The sequence below is a fragment of the Pelodictyon clathratiforme genome (assembly GCF_982375515.1).
Map to the genome: position 1 here is coordinate 1,667,251 of NZ_OZ455102.1, position 24,260 is coordinate 1,691,510.

Genomic DNA, 24,260 nt, shown 5'->3' on the forward strand with positions numbered 1-24,260 from the left:
TCTTTCAGGAGAAGATATCACATTGCCTGTGGGCAGCATCGACATACAGCTCAAGGAACTTCGCCTTTATGTCGGTTGGTGTGAAGAGTTTGATGTGCCTTCGCAGTTTTCCGCTGCCTTCGAGCACACCATGCGGATCCTGAAGATCGCACCCGCGACCGAACTCGACACTTACATGCTCCTTGTATGCAAAGACGCCGCAGAACTGCTCACCCCCGGAAAACATGAACCCGCCATACATCACCCGCTCCGAGGCGTTCGGCACGACGCTGTAAACAACCTGCCTTGCCGCCTGAACCAGTTCGTATCCTGCAGGATTCATGATCTGCAGCTCCTCCAGCAGGCGCTCAACTTTATTATCACTCATCATCAAGCAAAGGTTCTCCAACGGTTGACAAAGCAATTACAGTAACAGAGCGTTCAATTTTATTGCCAATAAGCCATACAACAACTCAAAACGAATCGTGTTATGCTGTTCAAGCAACTGGCGGATCAATGCAATATATTGATTCCAATCATCGTACCACCTGCGGTGGGTTTTGTTGATTGTCCGGAATGAGCTGCTAACTAACTACGGGACGAAAACAGGGCGAAAGCCTACATTGTTGCTCCGGTTGCCGGGGGGGCTACCGCCCCGAAACGCCGACAGACAGCTCTTGGCATTGTCGTCCCAGCCCCCGCCACGAATTACACGGTACGAACCGGTTTCAGAAAGGAGTGGATTTATGAATGTGCCGTTTTCTGCATACCAGTCAAGACACCACTCCCAGACATTGCCCGCCATATCGTAAAGCCCTTCGGGAGTAACTCCGTCAGGATAACTGCCCACCGGTGTTGTAGCGCCAACATTCTGATTACAATTAAGCAGTGTTGATGTTCGTTTCGCCCTCCCCCTCTCTTCCGGCCAGGGATACGGGCGCACTCTCTCGCCACTTGTTCCCTGTTTTCCTCCTGCGGCCCACTCCCACTCAACCTCACTCAGAAGTCGATACTTCCGTTCCCTCCCTTCAGCCATCGACAGCCACAGGCAGTAAGCGCAGGCGTCATACCAGGTAACACCAACAACCGGCTGCTGCTCTCCGCCAAATTTACGATCTTCATCAAACTTCGAATGGAAGAGTGCAGCAAGGTTGTACTTGTCACGGGAAAAAAGGGAAAACTTGTTCTTGCCTTCCTTAAGATAATCGCCAAACCCGGCACCCCAAACACTCTCATCTGCAATCCTCTCCAGCTCTGCACTGAATCGGGTATTCCCAGCCCCTGTTGCCTGCAACGAGGCAATGAAGGTGCGGTAGAGCCTGTTGGTTACCGGATATTTGGCAACGTACAGATCTTCAACACGCTCTTCCTTTTCTGTTACCGAGTAGAGATAACGGCCTCCCGGAATCAGGATATATTCTGCACGCTCTTCATTCGGATTACGGTATGATTTTGTTTTGCCACTCCCCGACTCTTCAGTTTCAGAAAGAAGCGCAATACCTCCCAGGGCAAGAATCACCCCTTCAGCACGACTGGCCACATCACTGTTTTTTGCCAGTTTCAGCGCCCTGAATTGCTCCAACGGATTGAGTGCGGCGGATTTCCTGATGGTTTTGAGACAGTCGAGAATCACCCGCTGACGGTTTGCTGTGGTTTCAGGGTCAAGCAGTTTTTTACAGAAGGCATCAACCTTCTGCCCTTTCGCCTCTTCCATGATTGTCTGTAGCAGCAACTGCTGCTTTACGCTCAGCTCTTCACTCTGCGGGGAGTTGAAAAGCTTTTCCATAAAAGCGTCAAAGACAGATGCATCAACCGATGCAATAAAAAAGCGGAGCGGCTCACTCCACCAGTCCTCCCCAAAATGAGTTACCAGTTTTTGGAGCTGCTCATAGGGGCGATCCTCCTTGAGTTGAACTCCTGCCAGGTATTCACGAAATGATTTGTGTCGGAAAAGGTACTCTTTGCCCACCGAATCAACCAGCAGACCGGCACGTTTGACCAGATAATCGCAAAATGTTGCAGCATCAGGAGAACTCTCTGAAGTATTGAGTGTGTCGAGCCACTCCTGCATGACAGTGTGCATATCGGCCCTGGGGGCTTCATCTTTTTGGAGGGTTGCCTGCATCCAGAGTGAGACGGGAGCGAGAACCTGCCGGGCATGGGTCGCTGAAAGAAGCGGTTTGATATTGCGCCGTTTGTCGCGAAATTCAAGCAGATAGTCGAGTGAGGCCTCATAGAGCTTCAGACGGTTTTCCGGCATAAAATCCCTCTCCTTCCAAAGAATGGCCATGATCTGCAACATCATGGGTATGGCGGCGAGCTGACGCAAACCCTTGTTCTTTTCGATGTTGAGATAGGCAACCATTGTTGTGGTTCGCCTCTCGGCATCTGCCCTCTGCTTCGCTTCCCACTTTGCTTCGTCATCCCCCTCTTCACGAGGATCCCTCAGGAATGCTGCGGTGAACCAGTTTCGTAAAAACCGCTCCTGCTGCACTGGAGTAAAATCCTGCACATCGGCCCGTTCGTGATCAACTTCAAGCTCTATGCCCTCCTCCTTGCGGTATCCGGTTGCACGCGAGGTAACCACAAAGCGGGCCGTTCCAAAGCCGCTCCATGCGCGGTCAATCCATCGGCAGACCTCTTTTCTCTCCCTGGTATTGCTGATTTCATCGAGCCCGTCAAACAGCACCAGAGAGACGCCACTCCTGAGCCATTTATCGAAAAGAGGCGTTTGAATGGTGTGATGGTGTCTGGCAACCCAACTTTCAAGATTTGCGGGAAGGGAGTCGAAATTGTTGCCTGTTTTGTCACGGACAAGTTCACGGAGTGGCAGATAGAAGAGCTTTGGAGTGACGGCAAATCCGAGCTTCGAACTCTGTTCAAGGGCACACAAGGCATAATACTTGAGAAGGGTAGTTTTGCCAGCGCCTGGGTCACCGAGAACAAGCAGCATACGGCGCTTCCTGAATGCCCGCTTCATGATTTCGTCAGGATAGAGGATATGAGCATCCCCTTCATGCTCCTCAAGGGCCTCCTGGTGTTTTGAAGAGGAGTCTTCCTTTTGGTTTTTGGAAAGGCGCAGTGGCACAAAGGTCTCCTCATTGAGGTTTACCTTGATGCTCTCGATACCCGGCATGCCAAGCATACGAATATAGCCCAACTCCTCTTTCACTATGGAGTGGTAGAGATCTAAATCAGCTTCATCAGCGCGTAACTCTTCATTCGCTGGTATGGGTTCTTTCGTCACCACAGATCCGGGTGTGCAGAACCAGTTGCGAATCTGTATGTCGAGGTGAAGGGACAGATCAGTGCGAAAGTCCTCTATGGTATCATATTCCCAAACCAGACCATCGACCTTCATTGCCGCCTTGAACTCTTTAAGCTGAGCTTTTTGCTGATCATCAATCTTGCTTGGCGCAATTGGCATATCAGAAAAATAGAGCATAACCGGTCTTTTCAGAATGGTCATCATCCTCTGAACCTCTTCAACGGCCCCTCCCGGAGCCCTCTGTGTGGGTGTTCCTATGCGATTCCAGAAAATACCGATAGCACAATCGCAGCCATTAACAATCTGTCGAGTAATCGGCTCTTGGGGCCCCTCACCCTCTCCCCGGTTTTCAGGCGCAGCATGTTTTTCCCAAAGCACCGCCTCAAGCACCATCTTTTGCTCACCGCCATTGAGGATGTTCCATTCCTGAATAACCTCAACAGCAATTTTTCGCTCCCTTTCAACATCACCCGGTGAAGCAACAAGAATTTTCACCCTTCGTATTCCGGCCTCAGGCATCGTACTTGTCGGTTAAGGTTACTCTGTTATTACTTATCGTTCAGACGTACAACTGCTTTGGCAAACTCTTCAAAATCCTGAAGGTGTGCTGTGGCAATAGCAAAAACGATTGCCCAATTGATGGACTCATAGTTATGAACCGCGAGGTTACGAAATCCTACCGCTTTTTTCAGGCGATTGGCTAAATCAGCAGTGATTATTCCGGATTCACATAAAATATCAAACGTTTTTCCCATGGTAGCAGGAGGGGGATACTCACTGCGAGCAACAAGGTGTGTTCCAATATCCACACACATCTGAACAGCTCGGGTGAGGTTGAGGGAGAGAATATCCTGAGCATCGTAATCGGAACCCAGTGCAGCGGCATTTTTTGGGCATTTCTCTTTAACCCTTTGGATTGAGCGGCGCAAAGACTCAAGCTTCTGTTCAATTAACGACCAATCCATGCCTCTCTCCTCTCTTGCAAAATTCTTCTTTGATAGGGCACAAAATCCTCCTGGTTATAAAGATGCTTGAGCACCAGCTCAGCGTAGAGCGTATCACTGCCAACGATTCTCGTTCCTCCGGCGATAATCTGGCCCAGCAAGGGCTCACCAACGGTTGACAAATCAATCAAGTCAACAGGGCGTCCAATTACTGTTGCCAAGTCTGAAATCAGTTCGATGGTTTCATCAACACCAAGCGGGCGATCGGCGCCGACTGCCAAGTCAAGATCACTGTCAAAACGGGCCGTGCCTTTAGCCAGCGAGCCAAACAACAACGCAAGACGAATGGCGCTGTGCCGTTCAAGCACCTGGCGGATCTGTTTGTCGATACTCTCAGTCATCATGCTTTTTGTGTGTATATCCCTGATTTTTTCCCTGTACCCTCGGCCCGGCAGCTCAAGCAACTCTGCAATAACCGTGTAATTCTCTGGTTACAGAATATATTGATTTTGCCGGATTCCTTAACAGCTTATAACTCCCTCCCGGATTTAGCGTTCAGAGCTGCCGATAATGGTCAGACGGTTACCTCCCAAGCCGTCAATGCTCGCATAAAGGTGACGAGCGAGGAAAGAGACCAACGCAAGTATTTGCGGCGGTAAGTTTTCGGAATTCATGGACAAAGGTGCGTATCTTGGAAAAAAGCTGGACGTCTGGTAAGCGGCCTATGCACGCGCTATTGACTACACCATCAGTACCATACAGCAATGAACAAAACAGATGCAGCGGAAATAATTGACTATAACTGTATATGGAAAAGAGCATGACAAACAAAACGGCCCTTGAAGAGTCCCGCTTCTTTCTCAAAGACACCATCCGCCAGAGAGTCGACTTCTCCCTGACAGACCAGAACCGCCGGATTCCACCTCCACCGATCGAAAAGCCTTATGCGCCCGAAAAAAAACAGATCGAGCTGCCAAAAATTGAAACCCTGAATAATATCGGACGGATCGACCTCCGAACGGCCATAATGAGAAGGCAAAGCTGCCGCACATACAGCGATTCTCCCCTCACCCTTGAAGAACTCTCTTTCCTTCTCTGGGCAACCCAGGGGGTCAAACTCAAACTCGATTCCGGTCACGCCCTGAGGACAGTACCTTCCGCCGGATGCCGCCACGCCTTTGAAACATACCTTTGTGTGCTGAATGTCACCGGACTTGAAAAAGGCATTTACCGATACCTTCCTCTTGAACATCACCTCATCTTTGAATTCGAAGTTGAAAATCTGGAACGAAAAATGACGAAGGCTGCCTTCGGCCAGTCCTTCACCGGAGAGGCTGCCGTCACCTTCATCTGGACCACCATCCCCTACCGCATGGAGTGGCGATACGGTCTCGCCGCCCACAAGGTCATCGCCCTTGACGCTGGCCACCTCTGCCAGAACCTCTACCTTGCCTGCGAAGCCATCGACGCTGGCACCTGCGCTATCGCCGCTTACGACCAAATCGCCATGGACAACCTGCTCAAAATCGACGGAGAGGATGAATTCACCATCTACCTTGCACCCGTCGGTAAAAAACAGTGACTGCTCAATACCCCCACTCCTCAGGCTTTTTGGCCAGCTCAAGGTTGATCCAGATTCGCCCTGCTTCTCTGTTACAGGTGCCCCATTTCGTTTTCATTTTCCTGATACCGACCTCATTGACCCGCACTCCAATCTTTTTCTCCCATGACGAAACAAGCTCAGAAATGGCCTTCTTCAACAACTTCCGATACCACTCGTCAAGTTCCAACTGTTTTTTTTCCTGACCTGCCTCTGGCCGGATGTAGAGAAGTATCGTGCTGTGCTGCAGGTCAACAAAGGGAGGGGCTTCTCTTTCAATGATTTTGAGCAGGTAGCGCTTGCCCCAGAGATAATGGCTCTCCCGGTTCAGATACTCACGCGGCGTATCGCGTTCCTGTGCGCTGAGCTTCGCCTGTTGTTTTTTTATCCACCCGATCCGTGAAATGGCATAGAGCCGGATGGTCTTTAATGATCTTGCTGCGGACATTGTTCTCAATGGTTTCAGCAATGGCATCCCTGCTGCTTTTTATCCCCTCGGGCAACATCTTGATCGCCTCTGCAATGCCGGATTTCACAATCAGCTCAAGCAGCGGCATATCATCAAAGGGAGAGATCTTCCTCGGCTCATCGGCTTCAATGTAGGTGTCGATCAGATGACGCATATCGGCTTCATAAGGCGATGGGGCATGATGGACGGCGTCGCATGTATAGATTGGCTGATTCGGTGAATTTCCTTATGCAAAGAGCAGTCTTCTCCCTTTAGGCTTGGGAACAGGATCATTAAATTCCTTGGCGGTAGCAATCCATAACGCTATCGCCTCCTCGATATTTATAAGTGCTGTATTGTGAGAATCACCGTGGGCCATACAACCAGGAAGTTCAGGCACCTCCGCAATAAACAATTGATCCTCCTCGCTCCAAAAAATAATAATTTCGTATTTATCCATCACGGTTTACCTCCAAGTTGATATTTCAATATAAGATATCGCACTTGCCTGACTTGATATGGTTTAGCGTTGTTGCCTTCACGTTGCAGATTGATCTTCTCTTCGATTCCCTCCTTGCGAAAAACATGATGGCTTCGACGAATGCGCATGACAAAACCTGTTCCCTGAAGGAGATTACATAAATCATCGAAAGGGATATTCGTGTCAGACTGACCGCTCAATATCTTCAAGATAAGTTTCTCGTATTTTCCCATCGATTATCCGATTAATCCTGAAGAATAAGAATAAATCATCAATGAAGTTAAGGAATCTTTCGATAGGAAAAGCACAAGAAAAATACACAGCCTGACCGATCACTCCAGTCGCCGAGCTCGCTCGTGAACATGGCGATAACACGGTTCTGCGTCTCGCGTTCAAAGTTGCCTGAATCGCAAGGAGCTGGCGAGGATGAAATATTGTCAAGAAGTTGCCAGCTTTTCCTCGATTCTGTCTATAATAGCCAGAACGATCAGACGATAACCGATGGGAAGAAGATGAAAACATGGCAACTGCAACATGCAAAAAATCATTTGAGCGAAGTGGTTCGCAACGCCAACAATGAGGGGCCACAGGCTATTACCCTGCATGGCAAGCCTTCTGCGGTGGTTATCTCTTTTGACGAATACAACAAGGCAATCAATGTTCGCAAGCCGGACGAGCCACTCTCAAGTTTTTTTCATAACTCACCGCTCCGAAATTCCGGAATAGAGCTCAAACGATCAAAATAACCACTCCGAAACAGGCAAAAAGCGTAATACGTCATAAGCGTAGTATAATAGACCTTGCCAAGGGCCTTATCGAGATGATTTTTTTGAAAAATGTAAAATATTTTCGATTATGGTATTATAAAAAACAAGGGAAGAGCTGTATGGTCATTATCAAAAAATCGGCTTTAAACAGTTTCGGCGCAAAATACCCGGATGCAATACCAGCTCTGAATGAATGGTATGCCAGGGTAAAAGCTGCGGACTGGCAAAACCACGCTGACCTGAAAACCATGTTTCTGTCGGCAGACTATATCGCGAATGAGCGGTATGTTTTCAACATAAAAGGAAATCATTACCGGATCGTTGCAAGAATTCGATTTTCTTCAAGAACGGTCTTCATCAAGTTTATAGGCACCCATAAATCCTATGATAGCATTGACCCGGCAACCATTGAACAGCAATAAACGAGGAGAAATGACAATGAAAATCGTCAGCAAGGCACAATATGAAAAAGCGCTCAGGGAGATAGAATCATTCATGAATGCTTTCAGTGATGGAGAAAACGCGACTAACGATGCCAAAATTACTGAACTGGCAAAAGCAATTGAAGATTACGAGGATCGCCATGTTGTTATGCCAATGCCTCTGGTGATAAAAAAACCAGAAACGTTGCCTGATGTGATTGAACTCAAGATGTTTGAAAAAAAAATGAAACGGAAGGACATGGCAAAACTGCTGGGAATCAGTGATACACGCCTTTCGGAGGTGATGCATGGCAAGCGCAAGGTCAATATGGAACTGGCCAAACGGCTTTATAAAACCTTGGGGGTTGATCCAAAGTTTATCCTTGAAAAATCATAGTATATTCATATTCATACTCATTACCGAACAAGCCGGGATAGATGTCGCACTGTTCAACTTCAGCAAGATAGAGTTCATCAGCCCTGCGGTCGGCAGCAGGAATATCGTCAAACAAACAAGGCTCAAAAAATCGCAGCATCAATCACCCCGCAAATAATCACGCAGTAACTCACGTTCAGTTGAGAACTCTTTTTGAACGCTGCTGACAAATTTTCAAATCTATTTCATCGGAGGTTAATATGAACTTATAACTTTTTAATTCTCGAGTTACTACAAGTTTGTTTAAGGCTCTCATCTAAATATAACTCCTTCAATTCGATGTACTTGCTCTCTCCCATATCCGATCAATTGTTAAAAAACCATAATAGATGACATACTAAAAAGCAAAAGATTAGGATGCACATTGTACTTCCTCCCACTCAAAGTAACCTGTTGAAAATAACGATGAAATATCAAGTTCATCCTTTGGGTCAAAGAACTCACGAGGAATGTTTTGCACCATTCGATATTCAAGCATAAAATTGTGTTTCCACCAATTGTTACCAATTGGAGATAAACTGTTCAAAAGAAGCAATGCCTGCTCATGGTTTGACAATTGTGCTCTAATCGTTTTAACATATTCATATTTATCAATATTAATATTCTGCTGATCTACATACTTGATGGATTGATACAAATGACGATAGTAGTGACCTAAACGAGAAAGATGGCCTTCGAATGGAACATATGTAAGCTTCTTTTCAAGCCGGACACTATTTTTTAATTCTTCATTATTAAGTTGATTTTCTAAATCACAAACAAAGTCATTATCGAATTCTTCCAACGATTTCAAAAGCATTCGTGATGAATTCGGCCCTGTCCCAAAAAGCAAACAATGATAGGCTATATGAGCACGTTGTTGTTGAGTAAGCGTTATATTGTGAATACTTGCAACATGTTTTGTGAGATCAAGCGCACATCTATACTCGCGAATAAGTACAACAAAAAGTTGTCTACCACTTATACCCGAAACCTCAAGTTCGGCAACATTATCTCTGTGAAGTCGTAACAGTTCAAAGTATTTCGTTTCGAAGCTTAATATTTCAGCAGATTTACTCCGACTCTTCAATGTTGCTGAAAGTAGTACAACACTTACAAGAGCTAAAAAGGTGCCAATGTATCCCCCAACAAAATCACCTAATTGACTAGCTCCTAAAGGATTAATCGTATCTGTAGCACGAAATGCATCTGCAAAAACAATCAAATTCATTGCTATAAGGCCACAAAGCAAAATAGAGATTTCTATCCAATACTTTCTAAACCAATTCTGCTCAGCAGGTTTAGTAATGTGCTTTTTCGAAGCCAAGAATAATGTCATTTGCGATTAAATAAGATTATAGATACCAACTTCAATGACAATCAAATCTTTCAGCATAGTAAAACCAAATTGACAATTATTATTTTTTTATGTTAAAATTTATACAGCCCAATATTTTATACCTTAAAATATGATACAATAAATCGAAAACGTATAGCCGCAGATCATAATAATTGGATTATGCATATTAATTGAACATAAATCCCTAATGAAGTTATTGATCTTTAGCAAGATTCATTTTCTGTTTTTCGAAACAATATCAATACACAAACAACGCTAACTACATGACCTGCACGAGCAGTATATGAACAATCACTGAAGTGAGAGACTCCGCCAAAACTCGCTAAACAATTCCGAACATTTTAAACCAATCTCAACATATATGTGCTCATCAGATATTCCAGCAAGACTGATGATATCCTGTTTAATGAGCCGAATATCTGGAGATGATATTCCGTAGGCAGTTGCATAAACTCGACAATTCCTTTCTTTTCCCCCCATGTTCTGACCAGGTAAAAGCAATTCAATGTTTTGGCGATGAAATGCAAAACCGAGAAACGCAATTCGTTGGGCAGTAGATAAAGCTGCCTGTATTGCTGAAATATCGCTCTTCGTAGGATCAATTCCTTCAGTGAATGTCCGAAGTTCTCCTGCGAGGGACAATAGTTTCTTGGGAGTAGGGGTATCACCAAATTCAAATCCTTCGTGCGCACCCTGCTGCCAAGGAAGTTTTCCAACCATTCCATACGGATGATGTATCTCTAAATGAGTCAGAACCTCACTTGCTTCTTTGGCCGTCATACCATAATAATTTCGGACTGACCAAAACAAGAAGTGTTCGATGCATCTATCGTAGTTGAAGGATATTATCGCAACTTTTGACAATCTTTCTGGAAGATCATCTTGCTGACAGTTCTCGGTCAATAGCTGAAAAAATGCGTTGAACCAAGTTAGTTCAAGAACCGAGAAATTAGGTTTATTATAAATGTTACTGCGATCAATTTTTAACAAACTTTTAGACTCTGCAGTAAGAATACATCGAGCAATAGCTAACTTTCCGCAAATTGATATTTTTTCATCTGACTGGTGTGAATCAATAAAATTATCAATAGAAATAGCTTGAGGCATTGCATCGCGAATCCGAAATGCCGCTCCCAAATATGGATTGATATTACCATCCGTAGCCAGAATCCTAAAAGAATCACTGATAATATCGTCACCACTTTTTTTCTGGTAGTGTTCGAATTGTATGTCGAGCACCTTTGCTATTTGCTTTTTCAATTCAGAACCAACAGGCAGATTCACCTCTTTGCTTGCCCCTGCGCCAATAACCAAGACAAGGGACTTTTCAGTATAGTTGCTATTCATACAAGTCGGATTTTTCCGGTTAAAAGATTGTGCATCATTCCCTGCTTTATCTGCTGATTTTTGGCAAGCTTTTCTTTCAGTACATCAATTTCGGTATCCATATCAGAAAGCACTTTAGCGATGGCGATTTGTTCTGCAAAAGGAGGAAAAGGAGTGGTAAGCCTCAAAAATGCAGTCTTGGACAAGTTGTATCGAGTGGCGCCTTGTGCCAATGATTTTATTAGCTCACGACCTTCATTACTCCTGAAATAGTAAGCACAGAACAGTCCATCATTTTCAGCGCCACTTCGGAAACGAAATCCGAAACAAAAACTGTTCAGATATACATCGTGCAATTCATCATTCAAAACCGCACACAGGCCAACTTCTTCTGGCGTCTCTGATGAACCATTGAAGAAAAGATCACCCTTCATAACACGATTTTGATATTCATTTGGGACAACATTTACCTGTTCAAATGTATCGCAGTTGATCACAACGTTGGCCATGATGTTCATAAAGGTAATATAGCGAGACGCTCCTACACCAAAATCTGATTTTGTCTTACCTGTAAGGCCACCAAATATTGAACCTAAATCCCCTATTCGCTTCACCTCCCACTCCCCGCTGAAACCGGGCAGGCGCTTTATGCCGGTGAGCAGTTCCTGCATGGCGCCTTGTTTGATCTGGCGTTTTTTGATAATGAGTTGTTCAAGGGATTCAATGAGGGCGTCTGCATCACTCAAGGCTTCGGCAATTGCTTCTTGTTCATGCAACTTTGGACAAGCGACAGGAAAATCCCTAATATCCTTACTTGTGATGTTTGGATCTTTTCGGCTGCTGCTTGCCACTCGTTTCTAGAATCAATCCTGTAATTGAGATTGCGAATTAAATAATCAGAGAGCAACTTACCCTTTGTAGGGTGAATCGCAGTAATGGCTTGGTTTACAGCAGCAGGGAGCCTGAGTAATCCGGTTCTTCCGATCTGATTAAAACCTCCGTACATCGCAACAAGCACCGTTCCTGTTGCATTAACTCTCAAACATGTTTCTTTCAGTGCTAAATCTGTGACACATTCATCAGTTTCACAAATATCTGAATTGTTCAAGTCTAAGGTCTTGACCCACGCAATCGAACCATTTTTATAATATCGATCCATTAACGAGCGAGAAGGCGTAGTGCCAGAAGACATCTCAGATACGGTACCAAGAGTCATAACATCCCAATCCTCAGGAATCACCCCTGTCTCGGTCAGCTTGTAACCGGGTTTCACCTCTGCGCTCATGCCTGCACCTCTATTTCAATTCTAATAACGTTGAATTCGACAGGTTTAAACTCCGGCCTGAAGCACATATCAAGCTTGAAGAAAATGCCAGGATGAAAATCGTGGCTGCTGATTTTGTGGCTGCTGATGCCCGCTTTGCGTTTAATTATGGCAAATTCGCCATAATTAAACGCCGATCCCCGAATAGCAGGAAATTCGCCAGTATTACAGCTTCTCAGCCAATCTGATATAAAAAACTCTCCGTCCATAGCTTCGAGTATATTCGTCATGCTGATAAAGTCTTCGTTGCCACTGCGAAAGATACTGTCTGCCATGCTCTGAAGATCCGCTGTGGATTTTTTTGCTGTACCCATCCGGTTTTCACCATCTTTGACATATTCATCCGGTTTTGTGTCTGCAATGGTTCAGATAAATAATCATTGCAATTTCTCATGTCTATCAATATTTTGCGGAATAATTATTTGCACTCTCCGGGCTGTATTCTTTTTTTTAATTCTTCAATGGTCACATACTCTGCTTGACCTGTATTAATCAAGTCCATTCTTTCTTCAAGAATTTCTTGATGCCATGCTGGTGATTGCAGATTATTATCTTCATTGCTTAATGTTTCCCATAAGTCTTCCATAAGCTGCAATCTTTCTGCAAATGGTTTTACTTTTAATTCAGCAATTGTCATAAAAAACTTTTTTTTGGGGGTTGATAAAATTTTTGTTGATGTGCTCATACCTCCATCCCCATCCGTTTAAGATGCGCAGTCACCCTTGCCTCCAGCTCGGCAACCTTGCTGTTAACTTCTGGCAGGGGCGTTTCGTAGCGTTCGGCAAGTTCCTTTACCCGGCGGGTGAGGTTCTGGCTGATGCGATCCATTTCGCCGTGAATGGCTGCGGCGATTGTGGCAAGCCATTTGTCGTCAACAACCAGCGTTTTTACCTCCTCTTCGCTCAGCTTTGGATATTTGGCATAAGCGAGCGCGTCAAGGTTGGCTTCAGCCTCCTTGAGCATTTTCTTCATATCTGCTTCTTCTCCTGAAAGTTTCAACCACTGACGGAGGATATCGGCCTCCTCTTTGGCATCCTTCTCCCCTTTGATCTCTTTCAGGGGGGCAGCGACATTTGCCTTGTTCACCTTGTCCAATCCCGTAAAAGCTCCCTCTTCCCCGCCCTGTTCCTCCTCAAGCTCGCTTATGCGTGCGGTGAGGCTTTCCAGTTCAGCCTCAAGCCCGGTGATGGCTTCCTGAAATCTGGCAAAGTAGCGGGCAACAATGAGGGGTTTGGGCACGAGTTCGCAGGCCCACCCCTTGTCAACCTCTTTCCCTTTGCTGTTCTTCACCAGAACCCGGGCAGTTTCAGCCTTCCATCCATCGGCGGCGATGAGGTAGCAGTCGTCCTGCATGGTCTCTGTCCAGTAGTCCATCAGGTGCTGGTAGACGTGATAGTTATCGATGAGCGGCTTGCCGGTGTAGTGCACAAGCAGCATCTGGCGCTTCCCGAATGCCCGCTTCATGATTTCGTCAGGGATTTTCCCAAAGCAACGCCTCAAGCACTTCAAGAATCCACTCCAGCAATTTGCCTGTTATGGGAAATTTTTATAAATGTCTTTCCTGTGCAAAATACGGGTAAAAACAAGTTTGTCGGCAGCGTATTCTATCCCTATTCTGTAATCCCCTGCACGGATACGATAAAAGGTGTCGAAGATAATATTCACTTCGAATTGCCATCAAGAATGGAAAAAATTTCATCCTCTGATACAAATTCATTCTTCCTCCCTTCAGCGATGGCATTTGCCAAACCAACATCCTCTAAAGCTTCTATTATAACATCATACAACTAGTTTTTCTTTGTCTTTAAAAGCTCTACTACAACCTCGGAAAGAAGTTCTTTTGTTTTTTTCATCACTTATATGGAGTTCCATAAAAACATCTCCGGCAACATGTTATTCCTGAAATTGTTATGATTTTAGTCCAAGATCCCTGATTTTCTCTATCAATGTCCAATCCACGCATCCCTCCTCTCCATCAAGAATATATTGATTTTGTCACTCTCCAACACAGCTTATAACTTACTCCCGGGTTGCGCCTTCACTCAAACAAGAACATTCATGCCCTTAAAACCTCTTTCTTGCGTTGCAGGCTGGCATCATCAACTCACCGCAGTACCAGAGTCGCCGGAAGCCTCCTGAGCCGGTATGAACCCTGATTGGTCCACTGATGCGCTCCTTGATTGTTGGCAGATGAAAGATGATGCTGATGATCTTGCCCTTCTGCTGGAGAGCGGAGGGTGTTTGCAGTGCGAGTGAAAAGGCTTCCCCGAAATTATAAAAGCTGTTTCAGGGCACGCTCTCTCTTCTTGTTTGGGTTATAATTTCTGTAACTTCCCTGTGGATTGCCGATAATGATCAGGCGCGGCAACTTACACCAGGAAGAAAAGATAGAGTCCATTAAACAGGAGCATAATCATGGCTACAAGCAAAAAAGCTTTGTGTGTTGGAATTAACAACTTCAAGAACTATCCAAGCGCTGCATTGCAGGGTTGTGTGAACGACGCTCATGATATGTCGGCGTTGCTGCAGAAACTACTTGGTTTTCAGGGCAGCGACATTACCGTGCTGACCGACGCCCAGGCAACGAAAGCCACCATCATTAGTAACCTTAAGGCTATGGTTGATGGTGCAAAGGCGGGAAAGTACTCCTATCTGGTGTTCAGCCTCTCAAGCCATGGTACACAGGTTCCTGACCTGAGCGGTGATGAACCGGATCGTGCCGACGAGGCATTCTGTCCTCACGACCTTGCTCAGGCTGGCGGCCAGTGGGATGCAAATCACGTCATCCTCGATGATGAACTGCGTGATCTTTTTATTCAATTGCCAGCCAATGTGCTTTTGGAGGTCTATCTCGATACCTGCCACAGTGGAACCGGTTTGAAGGCCATTGACATGCTGCTCGATCGCACACCGCGTTACTTGCCACCTCCTTCTCTGGAGGCATTCGAAGAGGTGGAGAGCAAGCGTTCTCGCGGACTTCGTCATGGAATGCTTGAAAAAGGGATGGTTCATAACATCCTTTGGGCTGGCTGCCGTGCCGACCAGACCAGTGCTGATGCCAAAATTGGTGGCAGTTGGCATGGTGCCTTCACCTACTATTTCTGCAAGGAGATGAATGCCTGCAAGAACTCTCTCTCTCGGGCAGATTTACTTACCAAAGTCCGGGCAGACCTAAAGAAAGGAAAATACAGCCAGATTCCTCAACTCGAATGCGAGGCAACGAAGCGTAAAGTGCAAATCGGGTAAGGTGTAGAATTACAACTCCATCAAGAGTGGCTTTAACAAGAGGGGCAAGAGCGAATTACCTGCGACGGCCCCTCTTGTTTTTACCTTTGCGTCGCGCATGAAATCTGAAATGGAAAGCCCGGTCATGAGCAGAAGAGAGCGAACAAATCGCAACGCAACGGCATAAGGAGCAGGCACCGGGCGGCCTGGAATCCTTGCGGTAATGGCAATACGTCAAACCGCGCTCTTACCTCTTGCTATTCATGAAACTTATGCATAGGTTTCATTGTTTTCATGCATCCGATGTAAACCATTGTTACGTATACTTGACACAACGATAATCATTGAATTCCATGTATTTTGATCCTTTGTATTTTGTTTTTGCCCTGCCCCCCATGCTTCTTGGTTTGTGGGCTCAATTCAAGGTAAAGTCTGCTTTTAAAAAGTATTCACAGGTAAGAACCCAGAGTGGCATCAACGGCGCAGAAGCAGCCCGGCGCATTCTTCAGCGTGGCGGACTTGGAAATGTGACCATTGAAACGGCTCATGGAATGCTTTCCGACCACTACGACCCTCACCACAAGGCGCTTCGCCTGAGTGACGAGGTGTACCGTCTTCCGAGCATTGCCTCTGTTGGTGTTGCCGCTCATGAAGCGGGCCATGCCCTGCAGGATAAAACGGGATATCTGCCACTGCAGTTGCGCTCGATCATGGTGCCTGCAGTCTCTATCGGAAGCAACCTTGGCCCCATTATTTTTATGGCCGGTATGTTTCTTGCCGGAACCATAGGAACAACACTTGCCTGGGCGGGTATCATCCTCTTTGGCGCTACAGCCCTCTTTGCACTGGTAACCCTTCCGGTTGAGTTCGATGCAAGCCGACGTGCGAAAGAGCTGCTTGTCTCGCAGGGAATTGTATCGCCCGCTGAGATGCAGGGAGTCAATGCGGTGCTGGATGCGGCTGCACTCACCTATGTTGCCGCTGCGGCGCAGGCTATCATGCAGTTGGTCTATTTTCTCACGATCATGAACCGCCGTAATTCGTAAGCGGGATAGCTGTTTTTGTAAAAGCGAAGAGCATAACCAACCACTTACCAAAATACCTTTGAAAAACAGTTTCAGGAAAAAGCCGCTTTCACTGCTGCTGGGAGAGATGGATGGCGAACATCGGCTGAACAGGATTCTGGGGCCGGTTGCCCTGACCGGGCTTGGTGTTGGCGCCATCATTGGAACCGGTATCTTTGTGCTTATCGGTGTCGCTGCTCACGACAAGGCTGGTCCGGCGGTCACACTCTCTTTTGCAATTGCAGCCCTTGCCTGTATTTTTGCCGCGCTCTGTTATGCAGAATTTGCCTCGATGGTGCCGGTTGCGGGTTCGGCATATACCTACGCCTATGCTACCCTTGGCGAGCTCTTTGCCTGGATAATCGGCTGGGATCTGATTCTTGAATATGGCGTAGCTTCGGCAACGGTTGCGCATGGATGGTCGAAGTACTTTCAGGATTTCATCGGGATATTCGGTATCGGTATTCCCAAACTCTTCTCCAATGCGCCGCTCGACTTCGACCCGGATACCGGTCTGATGAGCCTGACCGGAGCCTGGTTTGATCTGCCTGCAGTACTCATCGCCCTTGCCGTTACGGTGGTACTTGTCAAGGGAATAAAGGAGAGCGCCCGCTTCAATGCCGGGATGGTTCTTGTGAAGGTGGCTATTGTGCTGCTGGTAATCGTGCTTGGTGCAAGGTACGTCAATCCTGCAAACTGGACACCCTTTGCCCCTTTCGGCTATTCAGGACTGAGTGTTTTCGGCCATACCGTTCTTGGTGAACCAGGTCTTGGGGGCGCACCTGTAGGGGTGCTTGCCGGGGCTGCCATGATTTTTTTCGCCTATATTGGCTTCGATGCCATTTCAACCCATGCCGAGGAGGCAAGAAATCCCCAGCGCGATATTCCGATAGCCATTATCAGCTCGCTGGTCATCTGCTCGATCCTCTATATTGCCGTAGCCGCAGTCGTGACCGGCATGGTTCCCTACAACCAGATCAGTATTGATGCTCCTGTCTCCAATGCTTTCATGCAGGTTGGAATCGGCTGGGCGCAATTGCTTATTTCGCTGGGGGCCATCACCGGCATCACATCGGTCTTGCTGGTCATGATGCTCAGCCAGCCGAGGATTTTTCTTGCCATGGCACGTGACGGGTTGTTGCCGAAATCATTTTTCGCCTCTATTCATGAAAAATTCAGGACGCCCTGGAAATCAACTATCCTGACCGGTTTTTTTGTCGCCTTGCTGGGCGGATTACTCCCTTTGCGCCTGCTTGCCGAGCTGGTCAATATCGGCACGCTCTTTGCCTTTGTTGTCGTCTGCAGCGCTGTACTGATCATGAGAAAAACAAACCCTGAAGCTGAGCGCCCTTTCAAAGCGCCCTTGGTACCCTTTGTGCCTCTTGCGGGCATTTTCACCTGCCTTCTGCTGATGTTTTCCCTCCCTGCGGAGAACTGGCTGAGGCTGATTGTCTGGCTGCTTCTCGGATTTGTGATCTACTTTTTTTATGGACGCAAACACAGCGCCCTGAACGCCATCAAACCCTGAGTCAAAACAGCACGATGAAAAACAAGGTATTTCTTATTACCGGGGCATCAACCGGTATCGGTGAAGCAACAGCAAGGCGTGCTGTGGAAGCGGGATTCAAGGTGGCGCTTGTCGCCCGTTCTACCGAAAAGCTTGAACGATTGCAGGCAGAACTGGGCCCTGAGAGGGCTCTTGCCATAACCTGTGATGTTGCAAACTGGCAGTCGCAGCAAACAATGGTAGAAACGACCCTGAAACACTTCGGACGAATTGATGTGGTTTTTGCAAACGCTGGCTTTTCGAAGGGCTCAACCTTTTATGGCGGAGAGGATAAGCCTGAAGAGTGGAAAGAGATGGTGATGGTCAATGTCTATGGCGCTGCAGCCACGGCTCGGCTGACCCTTCCTGAACTGGTAAAAAACAGGGGTCACCTGCTGATTACCGGCTCTGTAGTGGGACGTATCACCTCCATCAGGAACCTCTATTCAGCAACAAAATGGGCTATCACCGGCATGGCACAGGCTATCCGCAATGAGATGGCGGAAACCGGGGTGCGCGTCACCCTTGTTGAACCCGGAGTTGTCGATACCCCTTTCTGGGAGGCTCTGCAAAAACCCTGCACCGCAGAACTTCAGCCGGATGATATTGCCCGCGCAGTCATGTATGCCGTCAGTCAGCCCGCGCATGTTGATGTCAATGAAATCCTGATCCGCCCGACAGGTCAGCCCCATTGAAATGATGGCGTCTTCCGGTACATTTTTGAAACGAATGCAACTTCTTTGCAACACTTTATGCTGATAACCTTTGAAGGAATCGATGGCGCAGGCAAATCAACCCAGATAAAAGAGCTTGTCCATGCCCTTGGCCTCCAGGGAATTGAGGCTGTTGTTTTGAGAGAACCTGGCGGCACCACCGTAGCCGAAAAAATTCGTCAGATCCTGCTTGAAAGCTCTCATGGAATTACCCCGGTGGGTGAGCTGCTTCTTTTTTCAGCATCGAGGGCGGAACTGGTTCAGGAGGTTATCCGGCCAGCCCTTGCCAGTGGAAAAACAATTATTCTTGACCGTTTTTTTGACTCTACGACCGCCTATCAGGGATATGGCCGTGGTATCGACATGGAGTTGCTCCGCTCCATCATCGCAATTTCGACCTGCGGCATTACTCCTGATATCACCTTCTATCTTGATCTGGAGCCTGAAGAGGCTCTGAAGAGAAAATATTCAAAAACCTCTATCCCTCTGGCTTTTGAGGGCGAGGAGCTTGACCGTATGGAGCGTTCGGGTCTTGAATTTTACCGCAATGTACGGCGTGGCTACCTCGACATTAAACAACTCGAAAACCGGCGTTTTGTCCAATTAAACGCTCTTGACCCAGTAGCGGTCATTCACGGCAAGATCCTTGCTCTTCTCGGGGAGCGCTTTCCCTCCTTTCTGAACCCTGTATGAATCAAAAATACCCCGTTACATCCAGAGAGGTAAAAAGAACCGGTTTATTGTGAAAGTTTTCTACCGGATTCTGAAAGAATTTGATTAGATTGCGGTACATTTTACACCACCATCACTCCCTTATCGGTCACACATGCACGAGAGTATTCTTAAAGAGCGTCAACTGAACACCTTTGCCACCTCGATCTCGTTACAGGATATCCGAACCCTGAAAGAACTCTACCAACTCAAGGCAGAAACCCGTGAACTTCGGGCTCCGGTAGTCAATAACATTATCAAGCAGAGGGTTGTGGGGCAGGCATGTGTAGAGTCGCTGAAAAATGCACTTTACTCGCTTGAAACCATCTATATTGATGACGATACCGGGTATCGGCTCCTGCGGCTTGACGGACTGAAACAGATTCATGTGGATCTGACCTATGAGATACGGGAGCTCCAGAAAGATATCTACTATCTGGAATATGGTGAGGACAAGTTCATCGACTACCTTGCAAAATTTATTCCCGATTTCCGGGACTATGTCAACAAGGGAGTTGCCATGCTCAAGGGAAAGCACTTTGACGCCTTTATCACTGACCGTGACGGAACAACCAACAACTACTGCGGACGGTATCGCTCATCGGTACAGCCCATCTATAACTCGGTGTTCCTCACCCGATTTGCCAAAAACCGCTGTAACTACCCCATCATCATCACCTCTGCTCCCCTGAAAGATTTTGGCATCCTGAATGTTTCAATCAATCCAAGTAACACGTTTATTTACGCCGGTTCGAAAGGCAGGGAGTTCATTGATCTCGATGGTGAATTCAACAGTTTCCCCATTGAAGAACGAAAGCAGCGATTGATCAATTTATTGAACGATCGAATGCTCGTGCTCCTTCAGGAACAGGATTTCGAGAAATTTAACTTCATCGGTTCTGCCCTGCAGATCAAGTTTGGCCAGACCACCGTTGCCCGCCAGGATATCAGCCACTCGATCAAGGATGACGAGTCTGCCGCTTTTCTTGAGAAGGTAAAAGGGATTGTCCGTGAAATTGACCCGAGCGGTCGTAACTTCAGGATTGAAGATACTGGCCTTGACATCGAAATCATTTTGACAATTGATGTTGATTCCAGCGAATCGCCCATCAAGGATTTTGACAAAGGTGACGGACTTTCCTTTATCTGCAGCAAACTGGGAATGGGCGAAACAAAAGGGTCAACCCTTGTTTGTGGCGATACCCCTTCCGACATTCCCATGCTGAAAAAAGCTGTTGAAATGTTTGATGATGTTTGTGCAATTTTTGTAACGAGGGATGAGAAGCTGAAACAGCAGATCCGGGAGATCTGCCCGAACAGCTATACGGTACCTTACCCCGACATCCTCCTCACCATCCTTGGACTGCTTTCCCTGTAATACGATACACAACATGATAATTTTTTAATGGTATGAGCAACATCTTCAAAGGCGCAATTTTCGATCTTGATGGGGTGATCACTGGCACGGCAAAAGTACACAGCCTTGCATGGGAATCGATGTTTAATTACTTCCTCAAAAATTATGCGGAATTAAACGACGAAACGTACTTCCCTTTCGACCCGGCCCACGACTATCACAAGTATGTAGACGGCAAACCAAGAATGGAGGGAGTCAAAAGCTTTCTCGCTTCACGTGACATTGAGCTCCCTTATGGCGAACTGGACGATATCCCGGAAAAAGATACCGTCTGCGGTCTTGGCAACCGCAAAAACAGCCTTTTCACCGAAATTCTCATCAAGGAAGGGCCTGAGGTCTATACCTCATCAATTGACCTGATCCACGTCCTCATCTCAAAGGGGATTAAAATTGGTATCGCTTCATCAAGCTGCAACTGCCAGCTCATCCTGAAGCTTGCCAAACTTGAACATCTTTTTGAGACCCGTGTGGATGGAGAGGTCTCCATTCAGCTCGGCCTGAAGGGAAAGCCCAATCCTGATATTTTTATCATGGCGGCCAAAAACCTCGGTCTGGAACCACACGAATGTGTGGTTGTTGAGGATGCCATTTCCGGCGTTCAGGCTGGCTCCCGAGGCAATTTCGGTCTGGTGCTCGGTATTGCCCGTGACATCGAAGGATCGAAACTGAAGGAGCAGGGCGCTGATATTGTTGTCAGTGACCTTGGCGAAATCACCTATGAAGAGATTGAGCGCTGGTTCAAGAAGGGACTTGAGTTTGACGGGTGGAACCTGACCTATACCGATTATTCTGCCAAAGATGAAAAACTTCGTGAGACACTGACCTCGTGCGGCAATGGCTACCTTGGCGTAAGAGGAGCCTATGAAAGCTCTTCCTGTACCAACCATCACTATCCCGGCACCTACATTGCCGGAATTTTCAACAGGGTACCCTCGGAGGTTCATGGTCAAACCGTTTTCAACAATGATTTTGTCAATACCCCAAATTGGCTTCCCATCGAATTCAGGATAGGGGGTGGAGAGTTCATTGAACCATTGGGGCAAAAGATACTCAGCTATCGCCAGAACATGAGTCTGCGCAACGGCCTCATGGAACGGGATCTCGTCATTCAGGACAACCTTGGAAGAATAACAAGCATCAGCAGTCGCCGATTTGCGAGCATGGACGATCCGCACCGCTGCGCGCTCAAGTTCACCCTGAAACCGGTCAATTACAGTGCGGAAATAGAGTTCCGCTCAGCAATTGACGGAAGGATTAAGAACAAGAATGTTGCGCGATACAATGAGCTGACAAACGATCATCTGGAGCAGGTGGAAAGTCTCTCGGAAGATCAGCTCATGCTGCTTCATGTACGCACCAATGTATCGCATTACGATATTGTGACCGGCACAAAAACGAGAATTTTATGCCATGGCAAGCCTGCGGTTGTCGAAAGGGTAACATTGAACAACAATCGCTACATCGGAGAGCTCTTCAAACTCTCGCTCAATCCGAACAAAGGCTGCACCATTGAAAAACTGGCCGCCATTCATACCTCTCTTGATGCAAAAAGTGTCGATCCACTGAAAGCCACCCGCCTTTCCCTGCAAAGCGAAGATTCTTTCGATTCGCTCTTCAAGGCGCATAATGATGCCTGGGAGAAAATATGGAAAAAGGCTGATCTGGTTATTGAGGGCGACCGCTACAGCCAGAAATTGCTCCGCCTGCACACCTATCACATGATGTGCACCGCTTCGCCGCACAATCCCTCCATTGATGCCGGTATGCCGGCCCGTGGACTGAACGGTGAGGCCTACCGTGGACATATTTTCTGGGATGAGATCTTTATTCTGCCCTTTTTCAACCGCCACTTCCCCGAGATCTCAAAGGCTCTTCTGCTCTACCGATACAATCGGCTTGATGCAGCAAGGGAGTATGCGAGTGAAAATGGCTACAAGGGAGCAATGTTCCCATGGCAGACTGCCGATGATGGCCGCGAAGATACGCAGATCATCCATTTTAACCCGAAGAGCGGTAGCTGGGGTCCTGACCTCAGCCGTCTGCAGCGACATGTTTCTATTGCGGTCTTCTACAATGTCTGGCGCTACATCTATGACACCGACGACACGCAGTTCCTCAATGAGTATGGCGCTGAACTGATGTTTGAAATTGCTCGTTTCTGGGCTTCGATTGCCTCATATTCGACCGAGAGCGGCAAGTACCATATTGAAGGGGTAATGGGGCCTGATGAATTTCATGAAGCGCTGCCCGATAGTGGCAAAGAGGGACTGAAAGACAATGCCTACACCAACATCATGGCGATCTGGCTCTTCGACAAAGCCGCTGAAATCGGTGATAAAATTGATCCTCTTGTGCTTGAAGGATTGATGTCGAAGATTGATCTTGACCTTGATGAGCTGAAGAAATGGCGGGAAATCAGCAGCCACATGAATATCCTGATTGATCAGGATGGTGTACTGGAGCAGTTTGAAGGATACAAGAGCCTTAAAGAGCTTGACTGGCGTCACTACCGCTCACGGTACGGCAACATCCACCGTATGGACAGGATACTGAAAGCCGAGGGTGATTCGCCCGATCTGTACAAGGTTGCCAAACAACCTGATGTTTTGATGACCTTTTATACGCTCTCACCCGGTGAGGTAGCCGAGTTGCTCGAAAAAATCGGGTATACGGTACCCGATGCCCTGACCTTTGTCAGAAACAATTATGCCTATTATGAACCACGGACAAGTCATGGTTCAACCTTGAGCAAGGTGGTTCACAGCATCATCTCAAGCTATCTGGAAGATGGTCATGAAATGGCATGGAAATGGTTCTCCGAAGCCCTCAAGAGCGATATTCAGGATACCCAGGGCGGCACAACCCAAGAGGGCATTCACTGTGGCGTCATGGCTGGAACGCTCGACACTGTTATTCGTTATTTTGCCGGTATTTCATTCTATAACGAAAAACTCAATGTGCATCCAAACCTGCCTGAGCAGTGGAAAAAGCTTTCACTAAGCGTCTGTTTCAGGAAAAATCGCTATATCATGACCATTGCACCGAATGATATCGTTGTCACGCTGGTCGAAGCCGAGGGAGATGAAGCCCTCGCATGTATTGCCGGACAGCATATCACCCTCAGGAAAGGAGTTGCATACCACTCCGCTTGAGCAAAAAAAGAATAAAAAAAGCAGAAAGCTGGTATCAAGGCCAGCTTTCTGCTTTATATTCAAATTTGAAGTCTCACACTGTTTTTGACCTATTGAAG

General features: G+C 47.0%; 28 protein-coding genes. 12 read left to right on the forward strand and 16 right to left on the reverse strand.

The window, feature by feature from the left end:
* Positions 1–4 precede the first annotated feature (4 nt).
* The 4 genes from AC56AD_RS07990 to mntA form a co-directional block, all read right to left on the reverse strand.
* The gene (locus tag AC56AD_RS07990; RefSeq protein WP_012508317.1) at positions 5–370 is read right to left on the reverse strand and encodes a DUF1801 domain-containing protein; all 366 of its coding nucleotides are present in this window, start codon (positions 368–370) and stop codon (positions 5–7) included.
* A gap of 201 nt (positions 371–571) precedes the next feature.
* Positions 572–3,766 carry an NACHT domain-containing protein gene (locus AC56AD_RS07995; RefSeq protein WP_012508318.1) on the reverse strand — a complete coding sequence of 1,065 codons (3,195 nt, stop codon included), beginning with the start codon at positions 3,764–3,766 and terminating at the stop codon, positions 572–574.
* Between the two features lie 29 nt (positions 3,767–3,795).
* Entirely contained in the window at positions 3,796–4,212 is a 417-nt protein-coding gene (gene hepT, locus AC56AD_RS08000; protein WP_012508319.1) for a type VII toxin-antitoxin system HepT family RNase toxin, read from the reverse strand.
* Positions 4,197–4,595, reverse strand: a complete 399-nt coding sequence (gene mntA / locus AC56AD_RS08005; RefSeq protein ID WP_012508320.1) for a type VII toxin-antitoxin system MntA family adenylyltransferase antitoxin — start codon at positions 4,593–4,595, stop codon at positions 4,197–4,199. Before mntA ends, hepT begins: the two co-directional genes overlap by 16 nt.
* Before the next feature lie 416 nt (positions 4,596–5,011).
* Between mntA and AC56AD_RS08010 the strand changes: the two genes are divergently transcribed.
* The gene (locus AC56AD_RS08010; RefSeq protein ID WP_012508321.1) at positions 5,012–5,773 is read left to right on the forward strand and encodes a SagB/ThcOx family dehydrogenase; all 762 of its coding nucleotides are present in this window, start codon (positions 5,012–5,014) and stop codon (positions 5,771–5,773) included.
* A gap of 4 nt (positions 5,774–5,777) precedes the next feature.
* On the opposite strand, the gene AC56AD_RS08015 is transcribed toward AC56AD_RS08010, so the two are convergent.
* The 3 genes from AC56AD_RS08015 to AC56AD_RS08025 form a co-directional block, all read right to left on the reverse strand.
* Positions 5,778–6,239 (reverse strand): M48 family metallopeptidase, encoded by a 462-nt coding sequence (locus AC56AD_RS08015; protein WP_012508322.1) that lies wholly within the window; start codon positions 6,237–6,239, stop codon positions 5,778–5,780.
* Complete coding sequence (locus AC56AD_RS08020) at positions 6,127–6,414, reverse strand: hypothetical protein (protein ID WP_223293877.1); 288 nt, start codon at positions 6,412–6,414, stop codon at positions 6,127–6,129. The genes AC56AD_RS08015 and AC56AD_RS08020 overlap by 113 nt, the downstream gene beginning before the upstream one ends.
* A gap of 72 nt (positions 6,415–6,486) precedes the next feature.
* Positions 6,487–6,699, reverse strand: coding sequence for a type II toxin-antitoxin system HicB family antitoxin (locus AC56AD_RS08025; RefSeq protein ID WP_012508323.1), 213 nt, complete (start codon positions 6,697–6,699; stop codon positions 6,487–6,489).
* A 44-nt stretch (positions 6,700–6,743) separates the two neighbouring features.
* Here AC56AD_RS08025 and AC56AD_RS08030 point away from each other — a divergent pair, with 44 nt between their 5' ends.
* From AC56AD_RS08030 to AC56AD_RS08045, 4 genes are all read left to right on the forward strand, one after another.
* Positions 6,744–6,881, forward strand: a complete 138-nt coding sequence (locus AC56AD_RS08030) for a hypothetical protein (protein WP_273278923.1) — start codon at positions 6,744–6,746, stop codon at positions 6,879–6,881.
* Positions 6,882–7,082: 201 nt separating this feature from the next.
* Positions 7,083–7,466 (forward strand): type II toxin-antitoxin system Phd/YefM family antitoxin, encoded by a 384-nt coding sequence (locus tag AC56AD_RS08035; protein WP_273278921.1) that lies wholly within the window; start codon positions 7,083–7,085, stop codon positions 7,464–7,466.
* Positions 7,467–7,606: 140 nt separating this feature from the next.
* Positions 7,607–7,909 carry a type II toxin-antitoxin system HigB family toxin gene (locus tag AC56AD_RS08040; protein ID WP_011745527.1) on the forward strand — a complete coding sequence of 101 codons (303 nt, stop codon included), beginning with the start codon at positions 7,607–7,609 and terminating at the stop codon, positions 7,907–7,909.
* Between the two features lie 16 nt (positions 7,910–7,925).
* Positions 7,926–8,306 carry a helix-turn-helix domain-containing protein gene (locus tag AC56AD_RS08045; protein WP_012508326.1) on the forward strand — a complete coding sequence of 127 codons (381 nt, stop codon included), beginning with the start codon at positions 7,926–7,928 and terminating at the stop codon, positions 8,304–8,306.
* On the opposite strand, the gene AC56AD_RS08050 is transcribed toward AC56AD_RS08045, so the two are convergent.
* The 8 genes from AC56AD_RS08050 to AC56AD_RS08085 form a co-directional block, all read right to left on the reverse strand.
* Positions 8,287–8,445 (reverse strand): DUF4062 domain-containing protein, encoded by a 159-nt coding sequence (locus tag AC56AD_RS08050; protein WP_223293880.1) that lies wholly within the window; start codon positions 8,443–8,445, stop codon positions 8,287–8,289. The genes AC56AD_RS08045 and AC56AD_RS08050 overlap by 20 nt on opposite strands.
* A 252-nt stretch (positions 8,446–8,697) precedes the next feature.
* The gene (locus tag AC56AD_RS08055) at positions 8,698–9,663 is read right to left on the reverse strand and encodes a putative phage abortive infection protein (protein ID WP_012508327.1); all 966 of its coding nucleotides are present in this window, start codon (positions 9,661–9,663) and stop codon (positions 8,698–8,700) included.
* Between the two features lie 312 nt (positions 9,664–9,975).
* Positions 9,976–11,031, reverse strand: coding sequence for a hypothetical protein (locus AC56AD_RS08060; protein ID WP_012508328.1), 1,056 nt, complete (start codon positions 11,029–11,031; stop codon positions 9,976–9,978).
* Positions 11,028–11,756, reverse strand: coding sequence for a restriction endonuclease subunit S (locus AC56AD_RS08065; RefSeq protein ID WP_083765316.1), 729 nt, complete (start codon positions 11,754–11,756; stop codon positions 11,028–11,030). The genes AC56AD_RS08060 and AC56AD_RS08065 overlap by 4 nt, the downstream gene beginning before the upstream one ends.
* Entirely contained in the window at positions 11,753–12,295 is a 543-nt protein-coding gene (locus AC56AD_RS08070; protein ID WP_083765317.1) for a restriction endonuclease subunit S, read from the reverse strand. Before AC56AD_RS08070 ends, AC56AD_RS08065 begins: the two co-directional genes overlap by 4 nt.
* A complete protein-coding gene (locus tag AC56AD_RS08075) occupies positions 12,292–12,648 on the reverse strand; it encodes a hypothetical protein (RefSeq protein WP_012508329.1) in 357 nt (118 codons plus the stop codon). Before AC56AD_RS08075 ends, AC56AD_RS08070 begins: the two co-directional genes overlap by 4 nt.
* Before the next feature lie 104 nt (positions 12,649–12,752).
* Positions 12,753–13,019 (reverse strand): addiction module protein, encoded by a 267-nt coding sequence (locus tag AC56AD_RS08080; protein ID WP_223293881.1) that lies wholly within the window; start codon positions 13,017–13,019, stop codon positions 12,753–12,755.
* Positions 13,016–13,798 carry a type I restriction endonuclease subunit S gene (locus AC56AD_RS08085; RefSeq protein ID WP_223293882.1) on the reverse strand — a complete coding sequence of 261 codons (783 nt, stop codon included), beginning with the start codon at positions 13,796–13,798 and terminating at the stop codon, positions 13,016–13,018. The genes AC56AD_RS08080 and AC56AD_RS08085 overlap by 4 nt, the downstream gene beginning before the upstream one ends.
* A 951-nt stretch (positions 13,799–14,749) precedes the next feature.
* Here AC56AD_RS08085 and AC56AD_RS08090 point away from each other — a divergent pair.
* Positions 14,750–15,580, forward strand: a complete 831-nt coding sequence (locus tag AC56AD_RS08090; RefSeq protein ID WP_012508332.1) for a caspase family protein — start codon at positions 14,750–14,752, stop codon at positions 15,578–15,580.
* Between the two features lie 9 nt (positions 15,581–15,589).
* Here AC56AD_RS08090 and AC56AD_RS08095 read toward each other — a convergent pair whose 3' ends face one another.
* Positions 15,590–15,757 (reverse strand): hypothetical protein, encoded by a 168-nt coding sequence (locus tag AC56AD_RS08095; RefSeq protein ID WP_482229384.1) that lies wholly within the window; start codon positions 15,755–15,757, stop codon positions 15,590–15,592.
* Positions 15,758–15,912: 155 nt separating this feature from the next.
* Between AC56AD_RS08095 and AC56AD_RS08100 the strand changes: the two genes are divergently transcribed.
* The 6 genes from AC56AD_RS08100 (at position 15,913) to AC56AD_RS08125 (ending at position 24,162) form a co-directional block, all read left to right on the forward strand.
* Complete coding sequence (locus tag AC56AD_RS08100; protein WP_012508333.1) at positions 15,913–16,605, forward strand: zinc metallopeptidase; 693 nt, start codon at positions 15,913–15,915, stop codon at positions 16,603–16,605.
* 58 nt (positions 16,606–16,663) lie between these two features.
* Entirely contained in the window at positions 16,664–18,151 is a 1,488-nt protein-coding gene (locus AC56AD_RS08105; protein ID WP_012508334.1) for an amino acid permease, read from the forward strand.
* Between the two features lie 14 nt (positions 18,152–18,165).
* Positions 18,166–18,864, forward strand: coding sequence for an SDR family oxidoreductase (locus tag AC56AD_RS08110; RefSeq protein WP_012508335.1), 699 nt, complete (start codon positions 18,166–18,168; stop codon positions 18,862–18,864).
* A gap of 57 nt (positions 18,865–18,921) precedes the next feature.
* Positions 18,922–19,575, forward strand: coding sequence for a dTMP kinase (gene tmk / locus AC56AD_RS08115; RefSeq protein ID WP_012508336.1), 654 nt, complete (start codon positions 18,922–18,924; stop codon positions 19,573–19,575).
* Positions 19,576–19,708: 133 nt separating this feature from the next.
* Positions 19,709–20,971 (forward strand): hypothetical protein, encoded by a 1,263-nt coding sequence (locus tag AC56AD_RS08120; RefSeq protein ID WP_012508337.1) that lies wholly within the window; start codon positions 19,709–19,711, stop codon positions 20,969–20,971.
* A gap of 32 nt (positions 20,972–21,003) precedes the next feature.
* A complete protein-coding gene (locus AC56AD_RS08125) occupies positions 21,004–24,162 on the forward strand; it encodes an HAD-IA family hydrolase (RefSeq protein ID WP_012508338.1) in 3,159 nt (1,052 codons plus the stop codon).
* The last annotated feature ends 98 nt before the right edge of the window (positions 24,163–24,260 follow it).

What these genes read in the sequence shown, in the direction of transcription:
- AC56AD_RS07990 (WP_012508317.1), bottom strand. Translation starts at nt 370, where the DNA reads ATGATGAGTGATAATAAAGTTGAGCGCCTGCTGGAGGAGCTGCAGATC.
- AC56AD_RS07995 (WP_012508318.1), bottom strand. Translation starts at nt 3,766, where the DNA reads ATGCCTGAGGCCGGAATACGAAGGGTGAAAATTCTTGTTGCTTCACCG.
- hepT (WP_012508319.1), bottom strand. Translation starts at nt 4,212, where the DNA reads ATGGATTGGTCGTTAATTGAACAGAAGCTTGAGTCTTTGCGCCGCTCA.
- mntA (WP_012508320.1), bottom strand. Translation starts at nt 4,595, where the DNA reads ATGATGACTGAGAGTATCGACAAACAGATCCGCCAGGTGCTTGAACGG.
- AC56AD_RS08010 (WP_012508321.1), top strand. Translation starts at nt 5,012, where the DNA reads ATGACAAACAAAACGGCCCTTGAAGAGTCCCGCTTCTTTCTCAAAGAC.
- AC56AD_RS08015 (WP_012508322.1), bottom strand. Translation starts at nt 6,239, where the DNA reads ATGTCCGCAGCAAGATCATTAAAGACCATCCGGCTCTATGCCATTTCA.
- AC56AD_RS08020 (WP_223293877.1), bottom strand. Translation starts at nt 6,414, where the DNA reads ATGCGTCATCTGATCGACACCTACATTGAAGCCGATGAGCCGAGGAAG.
- AC56AD_RS08025 (WP_012508323.1), bottom strand. Translation starts at nt 6,699, where the DNA reads ATGGATAAATACGAAATTATTATTTTTTGGAGCGAGGAGGATCAATTG.
- AC56AD_RS08035 (WP_273278921.1), top strand. Translation starts at nt 7,083, where the DNA reads ATGGCGATAACACGGTTCTGCGTCTCGCGTTCAAAGTTGCCTGAATCG.
- AC56AD_RS08040 (WP_011745527.1), top strand. Translation starts at nt 7,607, where the DNA reads ATGGTCATTATCAAAAAATCGGCTTTAAACAGTTTCGGCGCAAAATAC.
- AC56AD_RS08045 (WP_012508326.1), top strand. Translation starts at nt 7,926, where the DNA reads ATGAAAATCGTCAGCAAGGCACAATATGAAAAAGCGCTCAGGGAGATA.
- AC56AD_RS08050 (WP_223293880.1), bottom strand. Translation starts at nt 8,445, where the DNA reads ATGCTGCGATTTTTTGAGCCTTGTTTGTTTGACGATATTCCTGCTGCC.
- AC56AD_RS08055 (WP_012508327.1), bottom strand. Translation starts at nt 9,663, where the DNA reads ATGACATTATTCTTGGCTTCGAAAAAGCACATTACTAAACCTGCTGAG.
- AC56AD_RS08060 (WP_012508328.1), bottom strand. Translation starts at nt 11,031, where the DNA reads ATGAATAGCAACTATACTGAAAAGTCCCTTGTCTTGGTTATTGGCGCA.
- AC56AD_RS08070 (WP_083765317.1), bottom strand. Translation starts at nt 12,295, where the DNA reads ATGAGCGCAGAGGTGAAACCCGGTTACAAGCTGACCGAGACAGGGGTG.
- AC56AD_RS08075 (WP_012508329.1), bottom strand. Translation starts at nt 12,648, where the DNA reads ATGGGTACAGCAAAAAAATCCACAGCGGATCTTCAGAGCATGGCAGAC.
- AC56AD_RS08080 (WP_223293881.1), bottom strand. Translation starts at nt 13,019, where the DNA reads ATGAGCACATCAACAAAAATTTTATCAACCCCCAAAAAAAAGTTTTTT.
- AC56AD_RS08085 (WP_223293882.1), bottom strand. Translation starts at nt 13,798, where the DNA reads ATGAAGCGGGCATTCGGGAAGCGCCAGATGCTGCTTGTGCACTACACC.
- AC56AD_RS08090 (WP_012508332.1), top strand. Translation starts at nt 14,750, where the DNA reads ATGGCTACAAGCAAAAAAGCTTTGTGTGTTGGAATTAACAACTTCAAG.
- AC56AD_RS08100 (WP_012508333.1), top strand. Translation starts at nt 15,913, where the DNA reads ATGTATTTTGATCCTTTGTATTTTGTTTTTGCCCTGCCCCCCATGCTT.
- AC56AD_RS08110 (WP_012508335.1), top strand. Translation starts at nt 18,166, where the DNA reads ATGAAAAACAAGGTATTTCTTATTACCGGGGCATCAACCGGTATCGGT.
- tmk (WP_012508336.1), top strand. Translation starts at nt 18,922, where the DNA reads ATGCTGATAACCTTTGAAGGAATCGATGGCGCAGGCAAATCAACCCAG.
- AC56AD_RS08120 (WP_012508337.1), top strand. Translation starts at nt 19,709, where the DNA reads ATGCACGAGAGTATTCTTAAAGAGCGTCAACTGAACACCTTTGCCACC.
- AC56AD_RS08125 (WP_012508338.1), top strand. Translation starts at nt 21,004, where the DNA reads ATGAGCAACATCTTCAAAGGCGCAATTTTCGATCTTGATGGGGTGATC.